The organism is Arthrobacter sp. CAU 1506, from assembly GCF_005047635.1.
GTDB lineage: Bacteria > Actinomycetota > Actinomycetes > Actinomycetales > Micrococcaceae > Crystallibacter.
Map to the genome: position 1 here is coordinate 179,994 of NZ_SUKC01000001.1, position 18,113 is coordinate 198,106.

The window sequence follows — 18,113 nt, forward strand, 5'->3', positions numbered from 1 at the left end:
CGTTACTGCTTGAAAGGCACCATGTCACAGTCCCAGCTCCAGACCGTTTCAGTCTCCGTCTCCGTCGGACCCCTCTCCCCGGCCGACGTCGTCGCCGTCGCCCGCCACGGGGCCACCGTGGAACTCAGCGAGGAGTCGCTCGCGGCGATGGCCACCTCGCGAAAGGTGATCGAGGCGTTGGTGGACGACGACGTGCCGCACTACGGGGTGAGCACGGGCTTCGGTGCCCTGGCCACCAAACAGATTCCGGTGGACCTGCGCACGCAACTGCAGCGCAGCCTGATCCGCAGCCATGCGGCATCCTCGGGCGCCGAAGTCGACCGGGAGGTGATCCGCGGGCTGATGCTCAACCGGCTGTCCACCATGGCCACCGGCCGCACCGGCGTCCGGCCCCTGGTGGCCCAGGCCTACGCCGGGATCCTCAATGCCGGCATCACCCCCATCGTCGGTGAATACGGATCGCTGGGCTGCTCCGGCGACCTGGCGCCGCTGGCCCATTGCGCGCTCGCCCTGATGGGCGAAGGCCAGGTGCGCGACAAGCACGGCGAACTGGTCGCTGCGGCCGACGCGCTGGCTGCCGCCGGGCTGGAACCGGTGGAACTGCGTGAGAAGGAAGGGCTGGCCCTGATCAACGGCACCGACGGCATGCTGGGCATGCTGATCATGGCCTCGGCGGACCTGCACCGGCTGCTGAAGACCGCCGACCTCGCTGCCGCCATGAGCATTGAAGGCCTGCTGGGAACGGACGCGGTGCTGGCCGAGGACCTGCACGCGCTCCGGCCGCATCCCGGCCAGATTGCCGCCGCCGCCAACATGCGCACCGTCCTGGCCGGGTCCGTCCTGATCGAGGAGCAAAAGCACGGCCAGCACCGGTTCACCAGGGTCCAGGACGCGTACTCGCTGCGCTGCGCCCCGCAGGTGCACGGCGCAGCACGCGCCACCTTGGCCCACGTGGAGTCGGTGGCCGGTTACGAGCTGTCCTCCGCCGTAGATAATCCAGTGGTCACCGTGGACGGCCGGGTGGAGTCCAATGGCAACTTCCATGGCGCTCCGGTGGGCTACGCCCTGGATTTCCTGGCCATTGCCGTGGCCGACCTGGCCTCGATGAGCGAACGGCGCACCGACCGGTTCCTTGACACCGCCCGCAGTCACGGGCTGAACGCCTTCCTGGCCGACGACCCAGGTGTGGACTCCGGGCACATGATCGCGCAGTACACCCAGGCCGGGATTGTCAGCGAGCTCAAGCGGTTGGCCAATCCGGCGTCGGTGGATTCGATCCCGTCCTCGGCCATGCAGGAAGACCACGTCTCGATGGGCTGGTCTGCCGGGCTGAAGCTGCGCCGCGCCCTGGACGGACTGACCCGGGTGCTGGCCATCGAACTGCTCACCAGCGCCCGGGCCCTGGACATGCGCGACGGCGGTGTGGAGTCGTCCAAGTCCGCGCCTGCGGTCACCGCCGTGCGCCGTGAAATCCGCACGGTGGTGGCCGGGCCGGGCACCGACCGCTACCTCTCCCCGGAGATCGAGGCCGTCCGCGTGCTGGTGGACAGCGGCGCGCTGCTGGACGCCGCCGAGCAGGCTGCCGGGAGCGCACTGATCTGACCCGAACGGCACTACACTGGTGCCGGAAACACCGTTGGTTCCGGATCGCCGGGCCGGAACCAACGTCGGGATCATGGGGGGGCCGGCGCCGGAGAAGGACCTGCCGCATGGGCGCCGACACACCCGAAGCCCGGCCCAGCCGCCGCAAACTGCTGCAGCGAACCGTGCCTGTGCTCGCCGCCGGAATCGGTGCCGGGGTGCTCGGCACGGCCGGTGCCGCAGCTTCGGTGCGGCCTGATGCCACCCCCGGCGACGAGCAGCTCGCGCGGCTGGTCGCCGATCCGACGTCGGCCACCCACCGCGCGCTGGTCCAGCTCCTGGCACCGACGGCGACGGCGGCGGTGAGAACCGCCCCGAACGGGCGGGTGGACCCCCGGCAGGCCGGCTACGACGTGGTCCTGCTGCTGGGCCAGTCCAACATGCAGGGCTGCGGACTGCCGTTCGACCCCGCCATCGATGTGGAGCTGGACGGCATCGATCAGTTGGCCGCTTCCGGTCCCCGCACCGGCCAGGTCATGACCGCCAGCGAACCGCTCTGCCACGTCTCCAGCGTCCGGGTGGAGGGCCGGCCCGCCGTCGGTCCTGGGTTTGAATTCGCCCGGCAGCTGTGGCTGGCTCAGCCAGCCGGCCGCAAGGTACTGCTGGTGCCTGCGGCCCTGGGCGGCACGTCGATAACCGGCAACGCCGACTACTCCTGGGACCCGGACAACACCGCCGCCCGGACCAATTTGTTCCATCGCGCAGTGGATGCCGGCCGCCGCGCCCTGGCCTTGAATCCACACAATCGCCTGGCCGCGGTCCTCTGGCACCAGGGCGAGGCGGATGCCGTGTTGGGCTCCAGCCAGGAGTGGTACCAGGCCAAGCTGCTGCAGATCATCGATCTGGTCCGCGAGGCCCTGGGCCCGGCGCCGTTCCTGATCGGCGGCATGGTGCCGGAGTGGCTCCCCGGCGATCCGGGACGCCGCGGCATCGATGCCGCGCACCGCGCCATCCCCTCGCTCCGGCCGCGGACTGCGTTCGTCGAAGGACCCGCCGGAGCCGGCCAGGACGAAGGCCACATCCACTACAACGCGGCCGGCGCCCGGGAACTGGGACTGCGCTTCTACGGCGCCTACGAAGCCGAGGCCGCCGGACAGCCCGCGTAACAGCGCCCCTGTTGGGGCCTTTAGCGCGTGAAGGTACGACGGTGCGGGCTGAGGGCGGCGGGGACGTCGCCGGCGCCGTCGTGCTCGCCCAGGATCAGTCCCGCGGCGAGCTCGGCGATTCCGGCCGACGTCTGGAATCCGTAACCGCCCTGCCCGGCCAGCCAGAAGAAGCCTTCGACCTCGGGATCGAAGCCCACCACCGGATGCCCGTCGGCAGGCTCCGTCCGCAACCCGGTCCAGGCCATGGCCACACCGGTAATGGTCAGGGTGGTGCTCCTGCTGACGTGGGCGATGGCCCGCTGCACGTCGGTGTCCCGCGGACGCGCGTCCTCGGGCTCGCTCGGCACGGTTTCCGACGGCGAGACCAGCACCTGGCCGTTCTCCGGCCGGTAGTAGAAGCTGTCATCCGCCGCGGCCACCATGGGCTGCCGCGGCGACAGCGGCCGGGCCACGTCCACCACCGCCGCGGTCCGCCGATACGGCACCAGCCCCTGGGGCTGCGCTCCGAACAAGGCAGCAACCTGCTCTGCCCACGCGCCGGCTGCGTTCACCACTGTTCCGGCGTCGACCGTCTCTCCTCCCGCGACCACCCGCCAGCCGCTGCCGTGCCGGCGGGCCGATTCGACACGCGCTCCGGTCAGGAACCGCGCCCCCGCGGCACGCGCGGTGTCCTGGTGGTGCTGCAGCAGGACGTCCGTGCGGCAGCCGAACGACGTTCGGTCCAGTCCGGCTGCTTCGAAAGCGCCGGGCCGCAGCTCCGGGCTTAGCTCCAGCGCATCGTCCGGGCCGATGAACTCCATCTGGCCGCTGGCATGCTCCTTCACGGCCGCTTTCGATCCGATCAACAGGAACGACCGGTGGCTGAGGACCCGCAGCCCGGCCTCGCTTTGCCGGCGGTGCAGCAGGTCCAGCGTGCGGACGGTCAACTGCTGGATGGCCGGCGGACCGTAGCTGGGAACCAGCTGCCGTGCCGATCGGCCGGACGTGTGGTAGCCCAGTGTGGGTTCGGCCTCCGCCAGCACCACGCGCACCCGGCCGGCCAGTTCGGCCGCCAGCGACAGCCCGGCGATGCCGCCGCCGATGATCAGGACGTCACAGCTGATCGTGGTCATACGGTCTGTACCGCCTGCCGGGCGGCGACGAATGCGGCGACGCAGGCTTCAATGTCCTCCGCCGTGTGGGCGGCCGAGAGCTGCACGCGGATCCGCGCGGCGTCTTTGGGGACCACCGGGTAACTGAAGGCGGTGACGTACACGCCGTGGTCCAGCATCGCCTCGGCGGTCCTGCCGGCGAGCACGGCATCGTGGAACATCACCGGGACAATCGGATGAACACCTTCCAGCAGGTCGAAGCCTTCTTCCGCCATCCGGCTCCTGAACAGCGCGGTGTTGTCCTGCAGCCGGGACCGCAGCTCGGCCGAACCGCCCACCAGCTCCAGCGCCTTCAGCGTGGCGGCAACGATGGCGGGGGCAACCGAGTTGGAGAACAGGTAGGGCCGGGCCTTTTGCCGGAGCATCGCCACGATTTCGCGGCGTCCGGACACGTAGCCGCCGGAGGCGCCGCCCAGGGCCTTGCCGAAGGTGCCGGTGTAGATGTCCACGTTGTCCGATACGCCTGCATGTTCCGGCGTCCCGGCGCCGCTGGCTCCCATGAAGCCGACGGCGTGCGAGTCGTCAACCATCACCAGCGCTCCGTAGGTTACGGCCAGTTCGCAGATCTGCTCCAACGGGGCCAGGTAGCCGTCCATGGAGAAGACCCCGTCGGTGACGACGACCGTCCGCCTGGCGCCCGCGCCGTCGTTCAACTCCGCCGCTTCCCGCAGCCTGGCCTCAAGTTCGGACATGTCCCGGTTCGCGTAGCGGAAGCGCGCCGCCTTGGACAGCCGGATGCCGTCGATGATCGAGGCGTGGTTCAGGGCGTCGGAGATGATTGCGTCTTCTGGGCCAAAGAGGGATTCGAAAACCCCGCCGTTGGCGTCAAAACAGGACGAGAACAGGATGGTGTCTTCGGTTCCGAGGAAGCGGGACACCGCCTGTTCCAGCTGCAGGTGCAGATCCTGCGTGCCGCAGATGAACCGGACGCTGGCCATGCCGAACCCGCGCTCGTCCATGGCGGCTTTCGCGGCGGCGATGATCTCCGGATGGTCCGCCAGCCCCAGATAGTTGTTGGCACAAAAGTTCAGCACTTCGCGGGCGGCGCCGTCCAGCGGGCCGGCGCTAATGTGGCTGGACTGCGGTGTGGTGATGCGGCGCTCTGCCTTGAACAGTCCGGCATCCAGGATCTCCTCCAGCTCGGCTGCCAGTTGCTCCTTCAACGTTCCGTACATGCTTCCCCCTAGATCCGGGTCCAGTCGAGGACCACTTTGCCGCCTTCGCCGTGCCGGGCGATGTCGAACCCGCGCTGCCACTCGGCGGCCGGGAGCACGTCCGTGATCACCGAGGATATCGCCTGGTGCAGTGCGGGGCTGGACGAGAGCATGGCGCTCATCGCGTACCAGGTTTCGAACATCTCGCGGCCGTAGATGCCCTTCAGCGTGAGCATGTGCGTGACCACCTTGGCCCAGTCGATGCTGATGTCTTCGGCCGGTAGCCCCAACAGCGCAATCCGTCCGCCGTGGGTCATGTTGTCGATCATCGCCTGCAGCGCCGAGCCACGGCCGGACATCTCCAGTCCGATGTCGAAACCTTCGGCCAGCTCCAGCTGCCGCTGTGCCTCCGCCACCCGGGTCTGGCTCACATCGACCACCATGTCGGCGCCCATCCTTTTGGCCAGCTCCAGTCTCGAGGCTGACACATCCGTGACAGCGACCTTGCGCGCGCCGGCGTGCCGGACCACCGCAATCGCCATCAGTCCGATGGGCCCGGCACCGGTGATCAGGACGTCTTCGCCGACCAGCGGGAAGCTCAGGGCAGTGTGGACGGCGTTGCCGAACGGATCAAAGATGGCACCCAGTTCCGGCGTGACCTCCGGATCAGTGTGCACCCAGACATTGGTTTCCGGTATCACCACGTACTCGGCGAAGGCGCCGTCCCGCTGCACTCCCACGCTGATCGTGCGGATGCACATCTGCCGACGGCCGGCCCGGCAGTTGCGGCAGGTGCCGCAGACGATGTGCCCCTCGCCCGAGACCCGGTTCCCGACCTGCACGTCCCGCACGCCGGGGCCCGCGGCCACCACTTCGCCGTAGAACTCGTGGCCGGGAATCAGCGGACTGGCCACCGAGCCCTCCGCCCAGTCGTCCCACGCTTGGATGTGCAGGTCAGTGCCGCAGATGCCGGTGGTCAGTACCTTGATCTTGACCTCGCCGAAGCCGGGTTCTGGCTCCGGTCGGTCCACCAGCTCAAAGCCGGCCTGTGGGCCGGACTTGAAGAGCGCCTTCATGCGTTGTCCTTATCTCTTGGTCCGGCCGGGTCTCTTGGTCCGGCCGGGATCACGCGGCCGCCCGGACGGTGGTCCGGGTCACTAGGCCAACTCTACGTAAGTGCCCCGGCGAAGTGGAGCGCGTCACAGTGCGCGCTCGGCGTGCGGCGGGGTAGCTTTGCTGGCAAGCACTTCCTCTATCCCCTTTCGACGTGAGCGAGACCTGCCCGTGGCAACCAGGACCCATCAGATCCTTCCGGCGATCGCCGACGACCCGTACTCCGACGACGTGCTGGCCGACCCGTACGCCTTGTTCGGCCGGATGCGGGCAGCCGGCCCGGCGGTCTGGCTGGAGAAGTACCAGGTGCCGGCCTTCGCTCGCTACGCGGAGTGCCGCGACATCCTCGCGGACCACGGGACCTTCATCTCCGGCGCCGGCGTGGGTCCCAAGGACCTGTTGAAGGAACCAAACTGGCGGCCGCAGGGCATCCTTGAGTCCGACCCGCCGCGGCACACCGTGATGCGGAACGCCATGGCCGGGGTGATCTCGCCCAAGGGGACGCGGGCGCTGCGGGCCGGATTCGAAGCCTTCGCGGCACAACTGCTGCCGGAACTGCTGGAGCGTGGTTCGATCGACGGCGTCAAGGATCTGGCCGAGGTGTTTCCGCTCCGGGCGTTCGGCGACGCCGTCGGCATTCCGCAGGAGGGCCGCGAGGAGAACCTGCTGACCCATGGGGCGATGAACTTCAGCCACTTCGGCCCGGAGAACGAACGCCACCGCTACTACTTCGAACAAGGTGCCGGAACACCGGAGTGGGTGATGGACCGGACCCGGCGGGAAAACCTCAGCCCCGGAGGCATGGGCGAACAACTGTGGCAGTACGTGGACAGCGGCGATCTGCCGGCGGAGATGGCCCCGCTGGTGGTCAGGGCCCTGCTGTCCGCGGGCCTGGATACCACCGTGATCGGCATCGGCAACGCCCTCAAGCTCTTTGCCGAGCATCCGGAACAATGGAGCATCCTGCGGGACAACCCGCGGATGGTATCGCTGGCCATCAACGAGGTGCTGCGCTTCGAGTCCCCATTCCAGTCGTTCTACCGGACCACGTCCGCCGACACGGAGATCGCCGGCGTCAGCCTACCGGCCGGCAGCAAGCTGGCCTTGTTCCTGGGTTCGGCCAACCGGGACGAAGCCCAGTTCGGTCCGGATGCGGACGTCTTTCGGATTGAACGCGACGCCGCCAGCATGATCGCGTTCGGCAACGGTATCCACCGCTGCGTCGGCCAGCCCATCACCCGGCTGGAGATGCATGTTGTCCTGACCTGGCTGGCCCACAACGTGGAGCGGATCGAGCCTGCCGGCGAACCGGTGCCGTACCTACACAACACACTGAAGGGCTACAGTTCGCTGCCCTTGCGGCTGCTGCCGGCCTGAGCCCCCGCTCGGTGGAACCTCCCGACCACCGCAGGCTAGACTGTGACTCCTGCCACAGATCCGTGGCGGTGATCCGGTACATAGGGGGATCTCCAGTGCCGCACTCTGCCCAGCCAACGTCCCGGCCCGTGCAGGACCGAGCCTACAAAGCCCACGAAGGGCTTGATCCGGAAGCTCTGACCGGCCGTTCCGGAAGCCTGCGCCTCGGCGCCCTGCGCCCGGTGGTCCGCGACTCGTGGCAACGGTCCTTGCGGCACGCCGCCGACCCGGACCGTGCGCTGGCGCGGCTGGTGCTGGCTGACGACGAACTGGACGCCTTCCGCCGGGACCATCCGCTGGCCGCCATCATGCCGGTCTTCAGCCGGCTGCTGGTGGAACCCAGTCATGAGGCGGGAATGCTGGTGGCCGTTGGGGACCAACACGGCCGGCTGCTCTGGGTGGACGGAGACACGCGGCTCAGGCAACGCGCGGAGGGCATGATGTTCATGCCGGGCACCGACTGGTCCGAGGCGTCGGTGGGCACCAGTGCCCCCGGCACGGCCCTCGCCCTGGGCCAGGGGGTGCAGATCGCCGGCGCCGAACACTTCAGCCGGGCGGTCCATTCGTGGAGCTGCACCGCCGTCCCCATCCACGATCCTGATTCCGGCGCTGTGCTCGGCGTGGTGGATTTGACCGGCCGGGAGGAAGCCGCCGCCCCGCAGACGCTCTCGTTGGTCCGGGCGGCAGTGGCTGCCGCCGAGGCCGAATTGCGGATCATCCGCCTGCAAGCCGGAACCAGCAACCGGGCCACTCAACAGCCAGCCGGCCTCACCATCACGGGCCGGGACCATGGCCTGCTGGAGCTGGCCGGCCGGCGGATCGAATTGTCCCAGCGGCACACCGAGATCCTCACCCTGTTGGCCCTGCACCCGGGCGGCCTGACGGCCGAGCAACTGGCCGACCAGCTGAACCCGCACGCCCGCGGCGCCACGCTGCGGGCCGAGATGGTCCGGCTGCGCAAACTGCTGGCCGGCATCAGCGCAGCCGCGGTGCCCGAATCGCGGCCGTACCGCCTGCCTCAGCCGCTGGCCGTCGACGCGCAGCGGGTCCTGCAGTGCCTGGCCCGCGGCTCCTACCGCCAGGCACTCGACCTGTACCAAGGCCAGCTCGTTCCGGGGTCGGAGGCTCCGGGAGTCGTCGATTTCCGCCACCGAGTCAGCGCCACGCTGCGCGAGTCGGTGCTCAGCAATGCCTCCACGGAAACGGTAATGCGCTACCTGCAACTGCCTGAGGCCAAGAACGACGGCGATGCCTGGCTGGCAGCGCTCCGCCTCCTGCCGCCGCGCTCGCCTAAGCGGGCCGGCGTCGTCGCCCGCTTGGAGCAGTTGGAGGCCGGAGACGGCTGACCACGCCCGACGCCCCTGCCGGCCCGTCCCTCCGGGGAGCGGTTAGCGAACCACGCGGAACCGCAGGTGGGTCTCGCTGGCGTAGGCTGCCGTCTCTACCCGCTCCAGGGCGATGCGCTCACCCAGCCCGCCGAAGAGCGAGATGCCCTCGCCGAGCAGCAGGGGCAGCATGTGCAGCTGTATTTCATCCACCAGCCCCAGGGCGAGGCATTGCCGCGAGATGCTGCCGCCCAACAGGCTGACGCTTTTGTCGCCGGCAGCCTGCTTGGCAGCTTCAACCGCCTCTCTGATGTCGTCGACAACAAAGGTATACGTGGTGCCGTCCTTTTCCACCGGTTCATGGGCGCTGTGCGTCATCAGGTAAACAGGCACCTTCAGCATGCCGCCGTACGGCATCTCCCCTTCTTCGATGGTCTGCGTCTTGTTCGCGCCGCCCACCACGGCGCCTATCTCGTCCCAGATGGTGTTCAGCACCTCGCGGTCCTCGTCCGCAGCCTCAAAATCGAACATCCAGTCAACGCCGCCGGTGCTGTCCGCCATAAAGCCGTCCAGCGTCACCGTGGCATGAATAATGACCTTTCCCATGACCTTCTCCGTTCGTTGACCGGTTCCTTCGAGGATGACTGACTCCTCCGATGACGGGGGATCCGGGCCTGCCCACACCGGGAGCCCTCGGCGTGCCCCACGCTACCGTCGCCGCCCCGAACCGACCACGCCGTGCCGGGTGCAACCTCGATGCAACCTTCACTTCCCTAGGCTCGTCAGCACAGACAGTGCAGTCTGCCGGACCGGCGTGGTCCGGAACCGAAGCCGAAGGAGTCGACATGACTGTTTACGCCCAGCCCGGAACCGAGGGATCACCGGTCAGCTTCAAGCAGCGGTACGAGAACTGGATCGGCGGCGAATGGGTCGCCCCGGTCAAGAACCAGTACTTTGAGAACATCTCCCCCGTGACCGGCAAGCCGTTCTGCGAGGTGGCACGCGGCACCGCAGAAGACATTGATCTGGCCCTCGACGCCGCACACAAGGCGGCACCGTCCTGGGGCAAGACGTCGGTAGCGGACCGGGCGGCGGTGTTGAACCGGATCGCCGATCGGATTGAGGAGAACCTCGAACTGCTGGCCGTGGCGGAGACCTGGGACAACGGCAAGGCCGTGCGAGAGACGCTGGCGGCGGACATTCCGCTGGCCGCCGACCACTTCCGCTACTTCGCCTCCGCCATCCGCGCGCAGGAGGGCCGGCTCTCCCAGCTCGACGACGACACCACCGCCTATCACTACCACGAGCCGCTGGGTGTGGTCGGCCAGATCATTCCGTGGAACTTCCCCATCCTGATGGCCACCTGGAAGCTGGCGCCCGCACTCGCGGCGGGCAACGCCGTCGTACTTAAGCCTGCGGAGCAGACCCCGGCTTCCATCCTGGTGCTGATGGAACTGATCGCGGACATCCTGCCGGCCGGCGTGGTCAACGTCGTCAACGGCTTCGGCGTGGAGGCGGGCAAGCCGCTGGCCTCCAGCCCGCGGATCCGCAAGATCGCCTTCACCGGCGAGACCACCACCGGCCGGCTGATCAGCCAGTACGCCTCACAGAACCTGATCCCGGTCACGCTGGAACTGGGCGGCAAGAGCCCGAACATCTTCTTCTCCGACGTGGCGTCGGAGAACGATGCGTTCTACGACAAGGCGCTGGAGGGCTTCACCCTGTTCGCGTTCAACCAGGGCGAGGTCTGCACCTGCCCGTCGAGGGCGCTGGTGCAGGACTCCATCTACGACTCGTTCATGGCCGATGCACTGGCGCGGACCGAGGCGATCATCCAGGGAAATCCGCTGGACACGGACACCCAGATTGGCGCGCAGGCCTCCAACGACCAGTTGGAGAAGATCCTCTCCTACATGGACATCGGCAAGCAGGAGGGGGCAAAGGTCCTGACCGGCGGCGGGCGCAACATCCTGGACGGGGACCTGGCCGAGGGCTACTACGTGAAGCCGACCATCTTCGAGGGCAACAACAGCATGCGCATCTTCCAGGAGGAGATCTTCGGGCCGGTCGTCTCGGTGACCCGGTTCGGCGGCTACGACGAGGCCCTGGAGATCGCGAACGACACCCTTTACGGATTGGGTGCCGGCGTCTGGAGCCGCAACGGAAACGTCGCTTACCGGGCCGGCCGCGAAATCCAGGCCGGCCGGGTGTGGGTGAACAACTACCACGCCTACCCGGCAGGAGCGGCGTTCGGCGGCTACAAGTCCTCCGGCATCGGCCGCGAAAACCACGCGATGATGCTGGACCACTACCAGCAGACCAAGAACCTGCTGGTCAGCTACAACGAGAACAAGCTCGGCTTCTTCTAGAGACAGGTCCGCTCATGGCGTCGGCTTCATCGCAGCGGCCGGGTGCATCCAGCCCTCCCGCTGCACAACACGAGGCGGCGCTCGAGGCCACGGCAGCGCTGCCCGGGGAAGACTTTTCCCGGGTGGCGCTGACCGGTCCGGCCGTCGGGTTGCTGCAAAAGCTTTGGGATACCCACGGGCAGCTGATGTTCCACCAATCCGGTGGCTGCTGCGACGGGTCGTCGCCGATGTGCTATCCGGCCGGCGAATTCCTCACAGCAGATGCGGATGTGCTGCTGGGCACGTTCGACCTTCCGGACCGCGGAAGCCTTGACTTCTGGATGTCGCGGGAGCAGTTCGCGTACTGGAAGCACACGCATCTGACGGTGGATGTGGTGGACGGGCGCGGCAGCGGGTTCTCCGTGGAGGCACCCGAGGGCAAGCGCTTCCTGATCCGCTCCCGGCTCTTCGACAGCTGAGCCGGGCCCGGCAGCACTGCCGGGCGCCGTCGCACGGTCGTGCTGCCGGGCGCCGTCGCACGGTCGTGCTGCCACCAGTGTGGGCGGCCGAGCGATTCTAGTGCTCGAAAAGGCAAAACGGGTGGCCGGCCGGATCGAAGTAAACGCGGACGTCGTCCTGAGGCTGGAATGCCGCCAGTTCAGCGCCCACGGCTTCCGCATGGGCGCAGGCAGCGGCCAAATCATCGACCAGAAGGTCCAGATGCACCAGCATCTGTTGCTCACCGGGCTGCTCCGGCCAGACCGGCCTGCGGTAGCCATCTTCCAGTTGGAAGGACAGCCCTGGACCACCGGATGGATTGGCCAGGGTGACCCAATCCGGCTCCTGAGTGCGTATGTCCCAGCCCAGAAGCCGGCCGTAGAAGTCCGCCAGGGCCAACGGATCAGGGGCGCCCAAAACGGTGGCGTGCAGCCGCAATCCTTCGCTTCCGGGCATCGTCCCTCCTCCGATCCAGCCAACTGTCCTGCGGTCAGTCAGCCTACTGCGGGTTCGGCACGGCCGCCTAGCTGTCGGACAGGACCCCGGACAGTGCGCGCTCCCCGACGCCGCGCAACAGCCGGTTGTCGTCGGAACCGGCGAGCAGCGCCGTCGCCATGGCCAGCGCCCAGCCGCGGCCGCGCTGCCAGGTCTCCGGTGTCACATCGGTGCGCGATTCGACCGCGGCGATGAAGTCCCGGCGTCCCGCACCGTCGAACACCAGCCAGGCGGCGGCCAGATCAGTGGCCGGATCGCCCGCGGTGATGTCGCCGAAGTCGATCACCGCGGACAGCCGGGTGCCGTCCACTATCAGGTTGCCCGGGTGCAGGTCGCCGTGCAGCCACAGCGCGGGTCCGTCCCAGGCCGGCAACCCCGCCAGCTGCCGCCACAGCGCCGCGACGCGCTCTGGCTGCGGGATAAGGCCCGAATCCAAGCGCTGCAGGATGGCGGCATTGCGCGAGGCCAGCGGGACCCCGCGGACCGGATTCATCGGTGCGCCGGACGGCGCGGGCACGTGCAGCGCGGCCACGAACGCAGCCAAGCCGGGGGCCAGCGAGCGCCGTTCCTCCGCGCGCAGGCGCAAGGCCGGCCTGCCTTCGAGCCACGGCACCACCGACCAGGACCAGGGATAGTACGACGACGGCCTGCCGCAGCGCACCGGCGCAGGCACGGCCACCGGCAGTTCCGGGGCCAGCGACGGCAGCCACTGCTGTTCGTTCACCACCAGGTCCGCGGCCGCCTCGCGACGCGGCAGCCGGATGGCCAACTCGGCGCCGAGTTTGAAGGTGACGTTGTCCCACCCGTTGGCCACGCGCACCAAGGGCAGCCGGGCCAGGTCCGGAAACTGGTCGGATAACAACCGCTGCACCAAGTCATTGGTGACGTCGATTTCCGCAGCGGGCATCAAGGCCATCTGTTTCCGTACTTCCTTCAATCGAGAGGCAGAACCCGCCAGCGGCCCGGGCGATTGCCGGCCGAAAGATCTGATGCGGGACTTCCATCAGATCATCCGCGAGCGCCCGGGGCCAACCGGACACGCTGCTGCACACCACACTCGACAACGCCCAACACCGACAACGCCCCCGCCGGTGACGGCAGGGGCGTTGTCGACAGCAGGCCGTGGCCTGTGGAACCGCTAGGTCAGCGGCGTCGGTCCGATGTCGGTGCCGGTGGACGTGCCCCGACCGGTGCGGACGACGCGCCGAGGAACCGGGCCAATATCGGTGCGAGCCGATCCCAGAGCAATCCTGTGCATGAGTTCTCCCCTAACTAGGCCTGAACGCCGAGGCGTTCGAAAATGAGTTCACGGACGCGGCCGGCGTCGGCCTGCCCGCGGGTGGCCTTCATGACCCCGCCCACAATTGCTCCGGCAGCCTGGACCTTGCCGCCACGGATCTTCTCCGCCACGTCCGGTTGCGCGGCCAGTGCGGCGTCGATCGCATCCAGCAGCGCCGAATCGTCGGACACCACGGCCAGTCCGCGCTTGTCCACGACCTCTTCCGGGCTGCCCTCACCGGCGAGCACGCCGTCGAGCACCTGGCGGGCCAGTTTGTCGTTGATCTTGCCAGCCTGCACCAGGCGGTCCAGCTCGACCACGGTCTGCGGGCTTACGCCCAGCTCCGACGGTTCGACCTCGGCTTCCTTCGCCCGGCGTGAAATCTCGCCCATCCACCACTTCCGGGCCACTGCCGCAGAGGCACCGGCGGCGATGGTTTCCTCGATCGAATCCATCACGCCGGCGTTGACGACGTCGCGGAATTCGGCATCGGAGTAGCCCCAGTCGGCTTTCAGCCGCTTGCGGCGTTCGGCCGGCGGCTCCGGCAACCGGGACCGCAGTTCCTCGACCCACGCTTCGGTGGTGACGACGGGCACCAGGTCCGGCTCCGGGAAATAGCGGTAGTCGTCGGCGTCCGACTTCGGTCGGCCGGAGGTCGTGGACCGGGTGTCCTCGTGCCAGTGGCGGGTTTCCTGGACAACCTTCTGTCCGGATTCCAGCACCGCAGCGTGGCGCTCGATCTCGAAGCGGACCGCGCGCTCGACCGCCCGTAGCGAGTTCACGTTCTTGGTCTCGGACCGGATGCCAAACTGCGTGGCGCCCTTCGGCATCAGGGACACGTTGGCGTCGCAGCGGACGTTGCCGCGTTCCATCCGGGCATCCGACACGCCCAGGTTTTTGACGATCTCGCGGACGGCTGCCACGTAGGCACGGGCCAGCTCGGGGGCACGGGAGCCGGCTCCGACGATCGGCTTGGTGACGATCTCCACCAGCGGCACGCCGGCGCGGTTGTAGTCCACCAGCGAGTACTCGGCACCCTGGATGCGCCCGGTGGCGCCGCCCAGGTGGGTGAGCTTGCCGGCGTCCTCTTCCATGTGTGCGCGTTCGATCTCCACGCGGAACACTTCGCCGTCTTCCAGCTCGATGTCCAAGTAGCCGTCGTAGCAGATCGGATCCTCGTACTGGGAGGTCTGGAAGTTCTTCGGGGTGTCCGGATAGAAGTAGTTCTTCCGGGCGAAGAAGCAGGATTCGGCGATCTTGCAGTTCAGCGCCAGCCCGATCATGATCGAGTACTCCACCGCCGACTTGTTGACCACCGGCAGCGTACCGGGCAGGCCAAGGTCCACCGGCGACACGTTCGTGTTCGGCACATCGCCGAACGCGTTCGGAGCCGCCGAGAACATTTTCGTCTTGGTGTTCAGCTCAACGTGGACCTCGAAGCCGAGGACCGGATCGTACTTGGCCATCGCTTCGTCGAAGGCGACCAGTTCTTGAGTTTCAGCCATTTACTTCACACCTCCGAGAGCGGGAGCCTGGGCCAGCAGCGGGCCGCCCCACGTGGCTTCCAACAGGTTTTCGAGGCCGGCGCCTGCGCGGTACAGGCGGGCATCTTCACGGGCCGGGGCCAGGAACTGGATGCCCACCGGCAGCCCGTCGGCCAGGCCGCCCGGCACCGAAATGCCCGGGACACCGGCCAGGTTCGCCGGAATGGTGGCCACGTCGTTGAGGTACATGGCCATCGGATCGTCCAGCTTTTCGCCCAGCTTGAAGGCCGTGGTCGGAGCGGTCGGCGAGATCAGCACGTCGGCGGTTTCAAAAGCCGCGGCGAAATCGCGCTGCACCAGGGTGCGGACCTTCTGCGCCGAGCCGTAATAGGCGTCGTAGTAGCCCGCCGACAGGGCGTAGGTACCCAGGATAATGCGGCGTTTGACCTCGTCGCCGAAGCCGGCCGCCCGGGTGGCCCCCATGACGCGTTCGATGGTCATCGAGCCGTCCTCCGGCAGCGCCCGGTGCCCGTAGCGGACGCCGTCGTACTTGGCCAGGTTGGAGGAGGCCTCCGAGGGCATGACCAGGTAGTAGGCGCCCAGCGCGTACTTGAAGTTCGGGCAGGACACCTCCACCACGTTGGCGCCGGCGCCGCGCAGCAACTCGAGTGCCTCGTCGAAGCGTGCCTGTACGCCGGCGGAGTAGCCTTCGCCCTGCAGTTCCTTGATCACGCCGATGCGCATGCCGTGCACATCGCCGCTCCGGGCGGCTTCAACCAGCGCGCCCACCGGATCGGTCAGCGAGGTGGAGTCGGCCGGGTCGTGCCCGCCGATGACCTCGTGCAGCAGCGCGGCATCCAGCACGGTCCGGGTGACCGGCCCGATCTGGTCCAGCGACGACGCCATCGCGATGGCGCCGTAGCGGGAGACTCCGCCGTAGGTCGGCTTCACGCCCACCGAGCCGGTCACCGCGGCCGGCTGCCGGATCGAACCGCCGGTATCCGTGCCCAGCGCCAGCGGGGCCTCGAAGGCCGATACCGCCGCCGCTGAACCGCCGCCGGATCCGCCGGGGATCCGCTCCAGGTCCCACGGGTTGCGGGTGGGGCCGAAGGCCGAGTGTTCGGTGGAGGAACCCATGGCGAATTCGTCCAAGTTGGTCTTGCCCAGCATCGGCATCCGCGCCGCACGGATCTTCTTGATCACGGTGGCGTCGTACGGGCTCATCCAGCCCTCGAGCATCTTCGAGCCGGCGGTGGTGGGCTGGCCGACGGTGACAATCAGGTCCTTGATCGCAATCGGGACGCCGGCGAGCGCATGCAGCTCTTCGCCGGCGGCACGCGCCTTGTCCACGTCAGCTGCGACGGCGAGCGCCTCATCGGTGTTCACGTGCAGGAAGGCGTTGACGTCGCCGTCGACCGCGGCAATGCGGTCCAGGTGTGCCTGGGTGACCTCGGTCGACGAGACCTCGGAGGCGGCCAGCAGTTCCGCCAGTTTCGCGGCGCTGTGCGTAATCAATTCACTCATGGGTGCGTCCTACTCCTCGTCCAGGATCGCCGGAACCTTGAACCGGCCGTCGGCCGCGTCCGGTGCGTTCGCCAGTGCCAGTTCCTGGCTCAGGGTCTCCCCCACCACGTCCTCGCGGAACACGTTGGTCAGCGGGATCGGGTGTGACGTCGCCGGCACGTCGGGCCGGGCAACTTCCTGGACGGACTTGATCGAATCGACAATAACGTCCAGTTCCCCGGCCATTTTGTCCAGTTCTTCGGCGGTCATCTCAATGTGGGCCAGGCGCGCCAGATGCGCCACCGCCGCACGATTGATCTCAGACATGAGTCTCCTACGCGGATGGATTGCTTTTCCAGTTCAGTCTACCGGCGCAGAATGGTCCGGAGTGGCCAAGCTGGCAGGGCATCCGACTGTGGCCCCTCCCCGGCCGCACGACGGCGGCGTGATCACGTTGACTGCCATCTGCCCAGTGCCTAGACTGGCGCCCCGTCCGTGGCGAGGAGGCCTGAATGCGTGCGGCTCGACTGGCAGCAGCGGCCCTCGGCGCCCTGCTGCTCTCATGCTGCGGCACGCTTCCGCCTAGTTCCCCCGCTCCGGCACCGCAGACCAGCGTCCCGGGCGCGGCAAGCCAGCCGCCGCCCGCCTCGAATCCGGCCGGCAGCACCGCCAGGACGGTGGACTTCGCGGCAGCCGGGGATTTCGGTGACGGCGAGACCGCCGCGAAGGTCCTGGACGCGATGGCCAGCAGCACCTCACAGTTCGGCCTGGCGCTCGGAGACCTGTCCTATGGAAGCCGCGGCACGGAATCGGCGTGGTGCAGTTTCGTCACGGACCACTTGGGGCCGGACCTTCCGTTGCAGTTGCTCTCCGGCAACCACGAAAGTGATGGCCGGAATGGTTCCATCGATGCATTCGCGGACTGCCTGCCTCCGCGTTTGCCCGGCGTCAAAGGCGATTATGGGCGCCAATGGTTCGTGGACATCCCGCAGCAGCATCCCGTGCTGCGGTTGATCATGATTTCGCCGGGTTTGCGGTTCGCGGAATCCGGCCGATGGGACTACGTGCCCGGAAACGAGCACTACAACTGGACTGCGTCGGCCATCGACTCCGCCCGTGATGCGGACATCCCGTGGGTCGTGGTGGCCACGCACCTGCCGTGCCTGACGATGGGCCGCTACGGGTGCGATCCGGGTTCCGCAGTGACGAATCTGCTGCTGGACAAAAAGGTGGACCTGGTGCTGAACGGCCACGAGCACCTCTACCAGCGCACACAGCAACTGGCGCTGGGCCCCGGTTGTCCCTCGCTGGTGCCGGCGAAGAGCAGCAGCGCGTGCATCGCGGACACCGACGGCAACTTCCAGTCCGGCGCCGGCACGGTCTTTGCAACCGTCGGCACCGGCGGGCGGCCGCTGCGCGACGTCAACACCAAGGATGCCGAGGCGCCGTACTTCGCCGCCTATTCGGGGAGGAATGCGGACCCGACGCATGGGTTTCTGCAGATCCGGGCCACCGACAACGCGCTCAGCGCCGAGTTCGTCCGTGCCGGCGGCGGCGATTTCGCCGACTCCTTCACACTGCGCCGGCGCTGAGCCCGCGC

The 18,113-nt window shown here is 68.0% G+C and carries 16 protein-coding genes; 7 read left to right on the plus strand and 9 right to left on the minus strand.

Annotated features, from left to right (window positions below; genetic code table 11):
• Window positions 1-21: 21 nt before the first annotated feature.
• Together hutH and E4J89_RS00865 are read left to right on the plus strand one after the other, a co-directional pair.
• Window positions 22-1,602 carry a histidine ammonia-lyase gene (gene hutH / locus E4J89_RS00860; protein ID WP_136784207.1) on the plus strand — a complete coding sequence of 527 codons (1,581 nt, stop codon included), beginning with the start codon at window positions 22-24 and terminating at the stop codon, window positions 1,600-1,602.
• A 107-nt stretch (window positions 1,603-1,709) separates the two neighbouring features.
• Window positions 1,710-2,747 (plus strand): sialate O-acetylesterase, encoded by a 1,038-nt coding sequence (locus E4J89_RS00865; RefSeq protein WP_136784208.1) that lies wholly within the window; start codon window positions 1,710-1,712, stop codon window positions 2,745-2,747.
• Window positions 2,748-2,767: 20 nt separating this feature from the next.
• Here the strand turns inward: E4J89_RS00865 and E4J89_RS00870 are convergent, their stop codons facing one another.
• The 3 genes from E4J89_RS00870 to tdh are packed head-to-tail and all read right to left on the minus strand — an operon-like array spanning window position 2,768 to window position 6,128.
• Window positions 2,768-3,859 carry an FAD-dependent oxidoreductase gene (locus tag E4J89_RS00870; protein ID WP_136784209.1) on the minus strand — a complete coding sequence of 364 codons (1,092 nt, stop codon included), beginning with the start codon at window positions 3,857-3,859 and terminating at the stop codon, window positions 2,768-2,770.
• Window positions 3,856-5,073, minus strand: coding sequence for a glycine C-acetyltransferase (locus E4J89_RS00875; protein WP_136784210.1), 1,218 nt, complete (start codon window positions 5,071-5,073; stop codon window positions 3,856-3,858). Before E4J89_RS00875 ends, E4J89_RS00870 begins: the two co-directional genes overlap by 4 nt.
• 8 nt (window positions 5,074-5,081) lie before the next feature.
• The gene (gene tdh / locus E4J89_RS00880; protein ID WP_136784211.1) at window positions 5,082-6,128 is read right to left on the minus strand and encodes an L-threonine 3-dehydrogenase; all 1,047 of its coding nucleotides are present in this window, start codon (window positions 6,126-6,128) and stop codon (window positions 5,082-5,084) included.
• A 208-nt stretch (window positions 6,129-6,336) separates the two neighbouring features.
• On the opposite strand from tdh, the gene E4J89_RS00885 reads away from it, so the two are divergent.
• Both E4J89_RS00885 and E4J89_RS00890 read left to right on the plus strand, forming a co-directional pair.
• A complete protein-coding gene (locus tag E4J89_RS00885; protein ID WP_240691608.1) occupies window positions 6,337-7,542 on the plus strand; it encodes a cytochrome P450 in 1,206 nt (401 codons plus the stop codon).
• A gap of 128 nt (window positions 7,543-7,670) precedes the next feature.
• Entirely contained in the window at window positions 7,671-8,927 is a 1,257-nt protein-coding gene (locus E4J89_RS00890; protein WP_240691609.1) for a GAF domain-containing protein, read from the plus strand.
• A 42-nt stretch (window positions 8,928-8,969) separates the two neighbouring features.
• Here E4J89_RS00890 and E4J89_RS00895 read toward each other — a convergent pair whose 3' ends face one another.
• On the minus strand, window positions 8,970-9,512 hold the full coding sequence (locus E4J89_RS00895) for a dihydrofolate reductase family protein (RefSeq protein WP_136784213.1): 543 nt from the start codon (window positions 9,510-9,512) through the stop codon (window positions 8,970-8,972).
• Window positions 9,513-9,751: 239 nt separating this feature from the next.
• Between E4J89_RS00895 and E4J89_RS00900 the strand changes: the two genes are divergently transcribed.
• Both E4J89_RS00900 and E4J89_RS00905 read left to right on the plus strand, forming a co-directional pair.
• Complete coding sequence (locus E4J89_RS00900) at window positions 9,752-11,275, plus strand: aldehyde dehydrogenase family protein (RefSeq protein WP_136784214.1); 1,524 nt, start codon at window positions 9,752-9,754, stop codon at window positions 11,273-11,275.
• A gap of 14 nt (window positions 11,276-11,289) precedes the next feature.
• The gene (locus E4J89_RS00905) at window positions 11,290-11,733 is read left to right on the plus strand and encodes a DUF779 domain-containing protein (RefSeq protein WP_136784215.1); all 444 of its coding nucleotides are present in this window, start codon (window positions 11,290-11,292) and stop codon (window positions 11,731-11,733) included.
• Window positions 11,734-11,830: 97 nt separating this feature from the next.
• Here E4J89_RS00905 and E4J89_RS00910 read toward each other — a convergent pair whose 3' ends face one another.
• The 5 genes from E4J89_RS00910 to gatC all read right to left on the minus strand — a co-directional run bounded on the left by E4J89_RS00910 (window position 11,831) and on the right by gatC (window position 16,840).
• The gene (locus E4J89_RS00910) at window positions 11,831-12,208 is read right to left on the minus strand and encodes a VOC family protein (protein ID WP_169303880.1); all 378 of its coding nucleotides are present in this window, start codon (window positions 12,206-12,208) and stop codon (window positions 11,831-11,833) included.
• A gap of 67 nt (window positions 12,209-12,275) precedes the next feature.
• Window positions 12,276-13,163, minus strand: a complete 888-nt coding sequence (locus tag E4J89_RS00915; RefSeq protein ID WP_136784216.1) for an aminoglycoside phosphotransferase family protein — start codon at window positions 13,161-13,163, stop codon at window positions 12,276-12,278.
• A 356-nt stretch (window positions 13,164-13,519) separates the two neighbouring features.
• A complete protein-coding gene (gene gatB / locus E4J89_RS00920; protein ID WP_136784217.1) occupies window positions 13,520-15,031 on the minus strand; it encodes an Asp-tRNA(Asn)/Glu-tRNA(Gln) amidotransferase subunit GatB in 1,512 nt (503 codons plus the stop codon).
• Window positions 15,032-16,534, minus strand: coding sequence for an Asp-tRNA(Asn)/Glu-tRNA(Gln) amidotransferase subunit GatA (gene gatA / locus E4J89_RS00925; RefSeq protein WP_136784218.1), 1,503 nt, complete (start codon window positions 16,532-16,534; stop codon window positions 15,032-15,034).
• Window positions 16,535-16,543: 9 nt separating this feature from the next.
• The gene (gene gatC, locus E4J89_RS00930; protein ID WP_136784219.1) at window positions 16,544-16,840 is read right to left on the minus strand and encodes an Asp-tRNA(Asn)/Glu-tRNA(Gln) amidotransferase subunit GatC; all 297 of its coding nucleotides are present in this window, start codon (window positions 16,838-16,840) and stop codon (window positions 16,544-16,546) included.
• Between the two features lie 185 nt (window positions 16,841-17,025).
• Here gatC and E4J89_RS00935 point away from each other — a divergent pair, with 185 nt between their 5' ends.
• Window positions 17,026-18,105, plus strand: coding sequence for a metallophosphoesterase (locus E4J89_RS00935; RefSeq protein ID WP_136784220.1), 1,080 nt, complete (start codon window positions 17,026-17,028; stop codon window positions 18,103-18,105).
• Window positions 18,106-18,113: the final 8 nt, after the last annotated feature.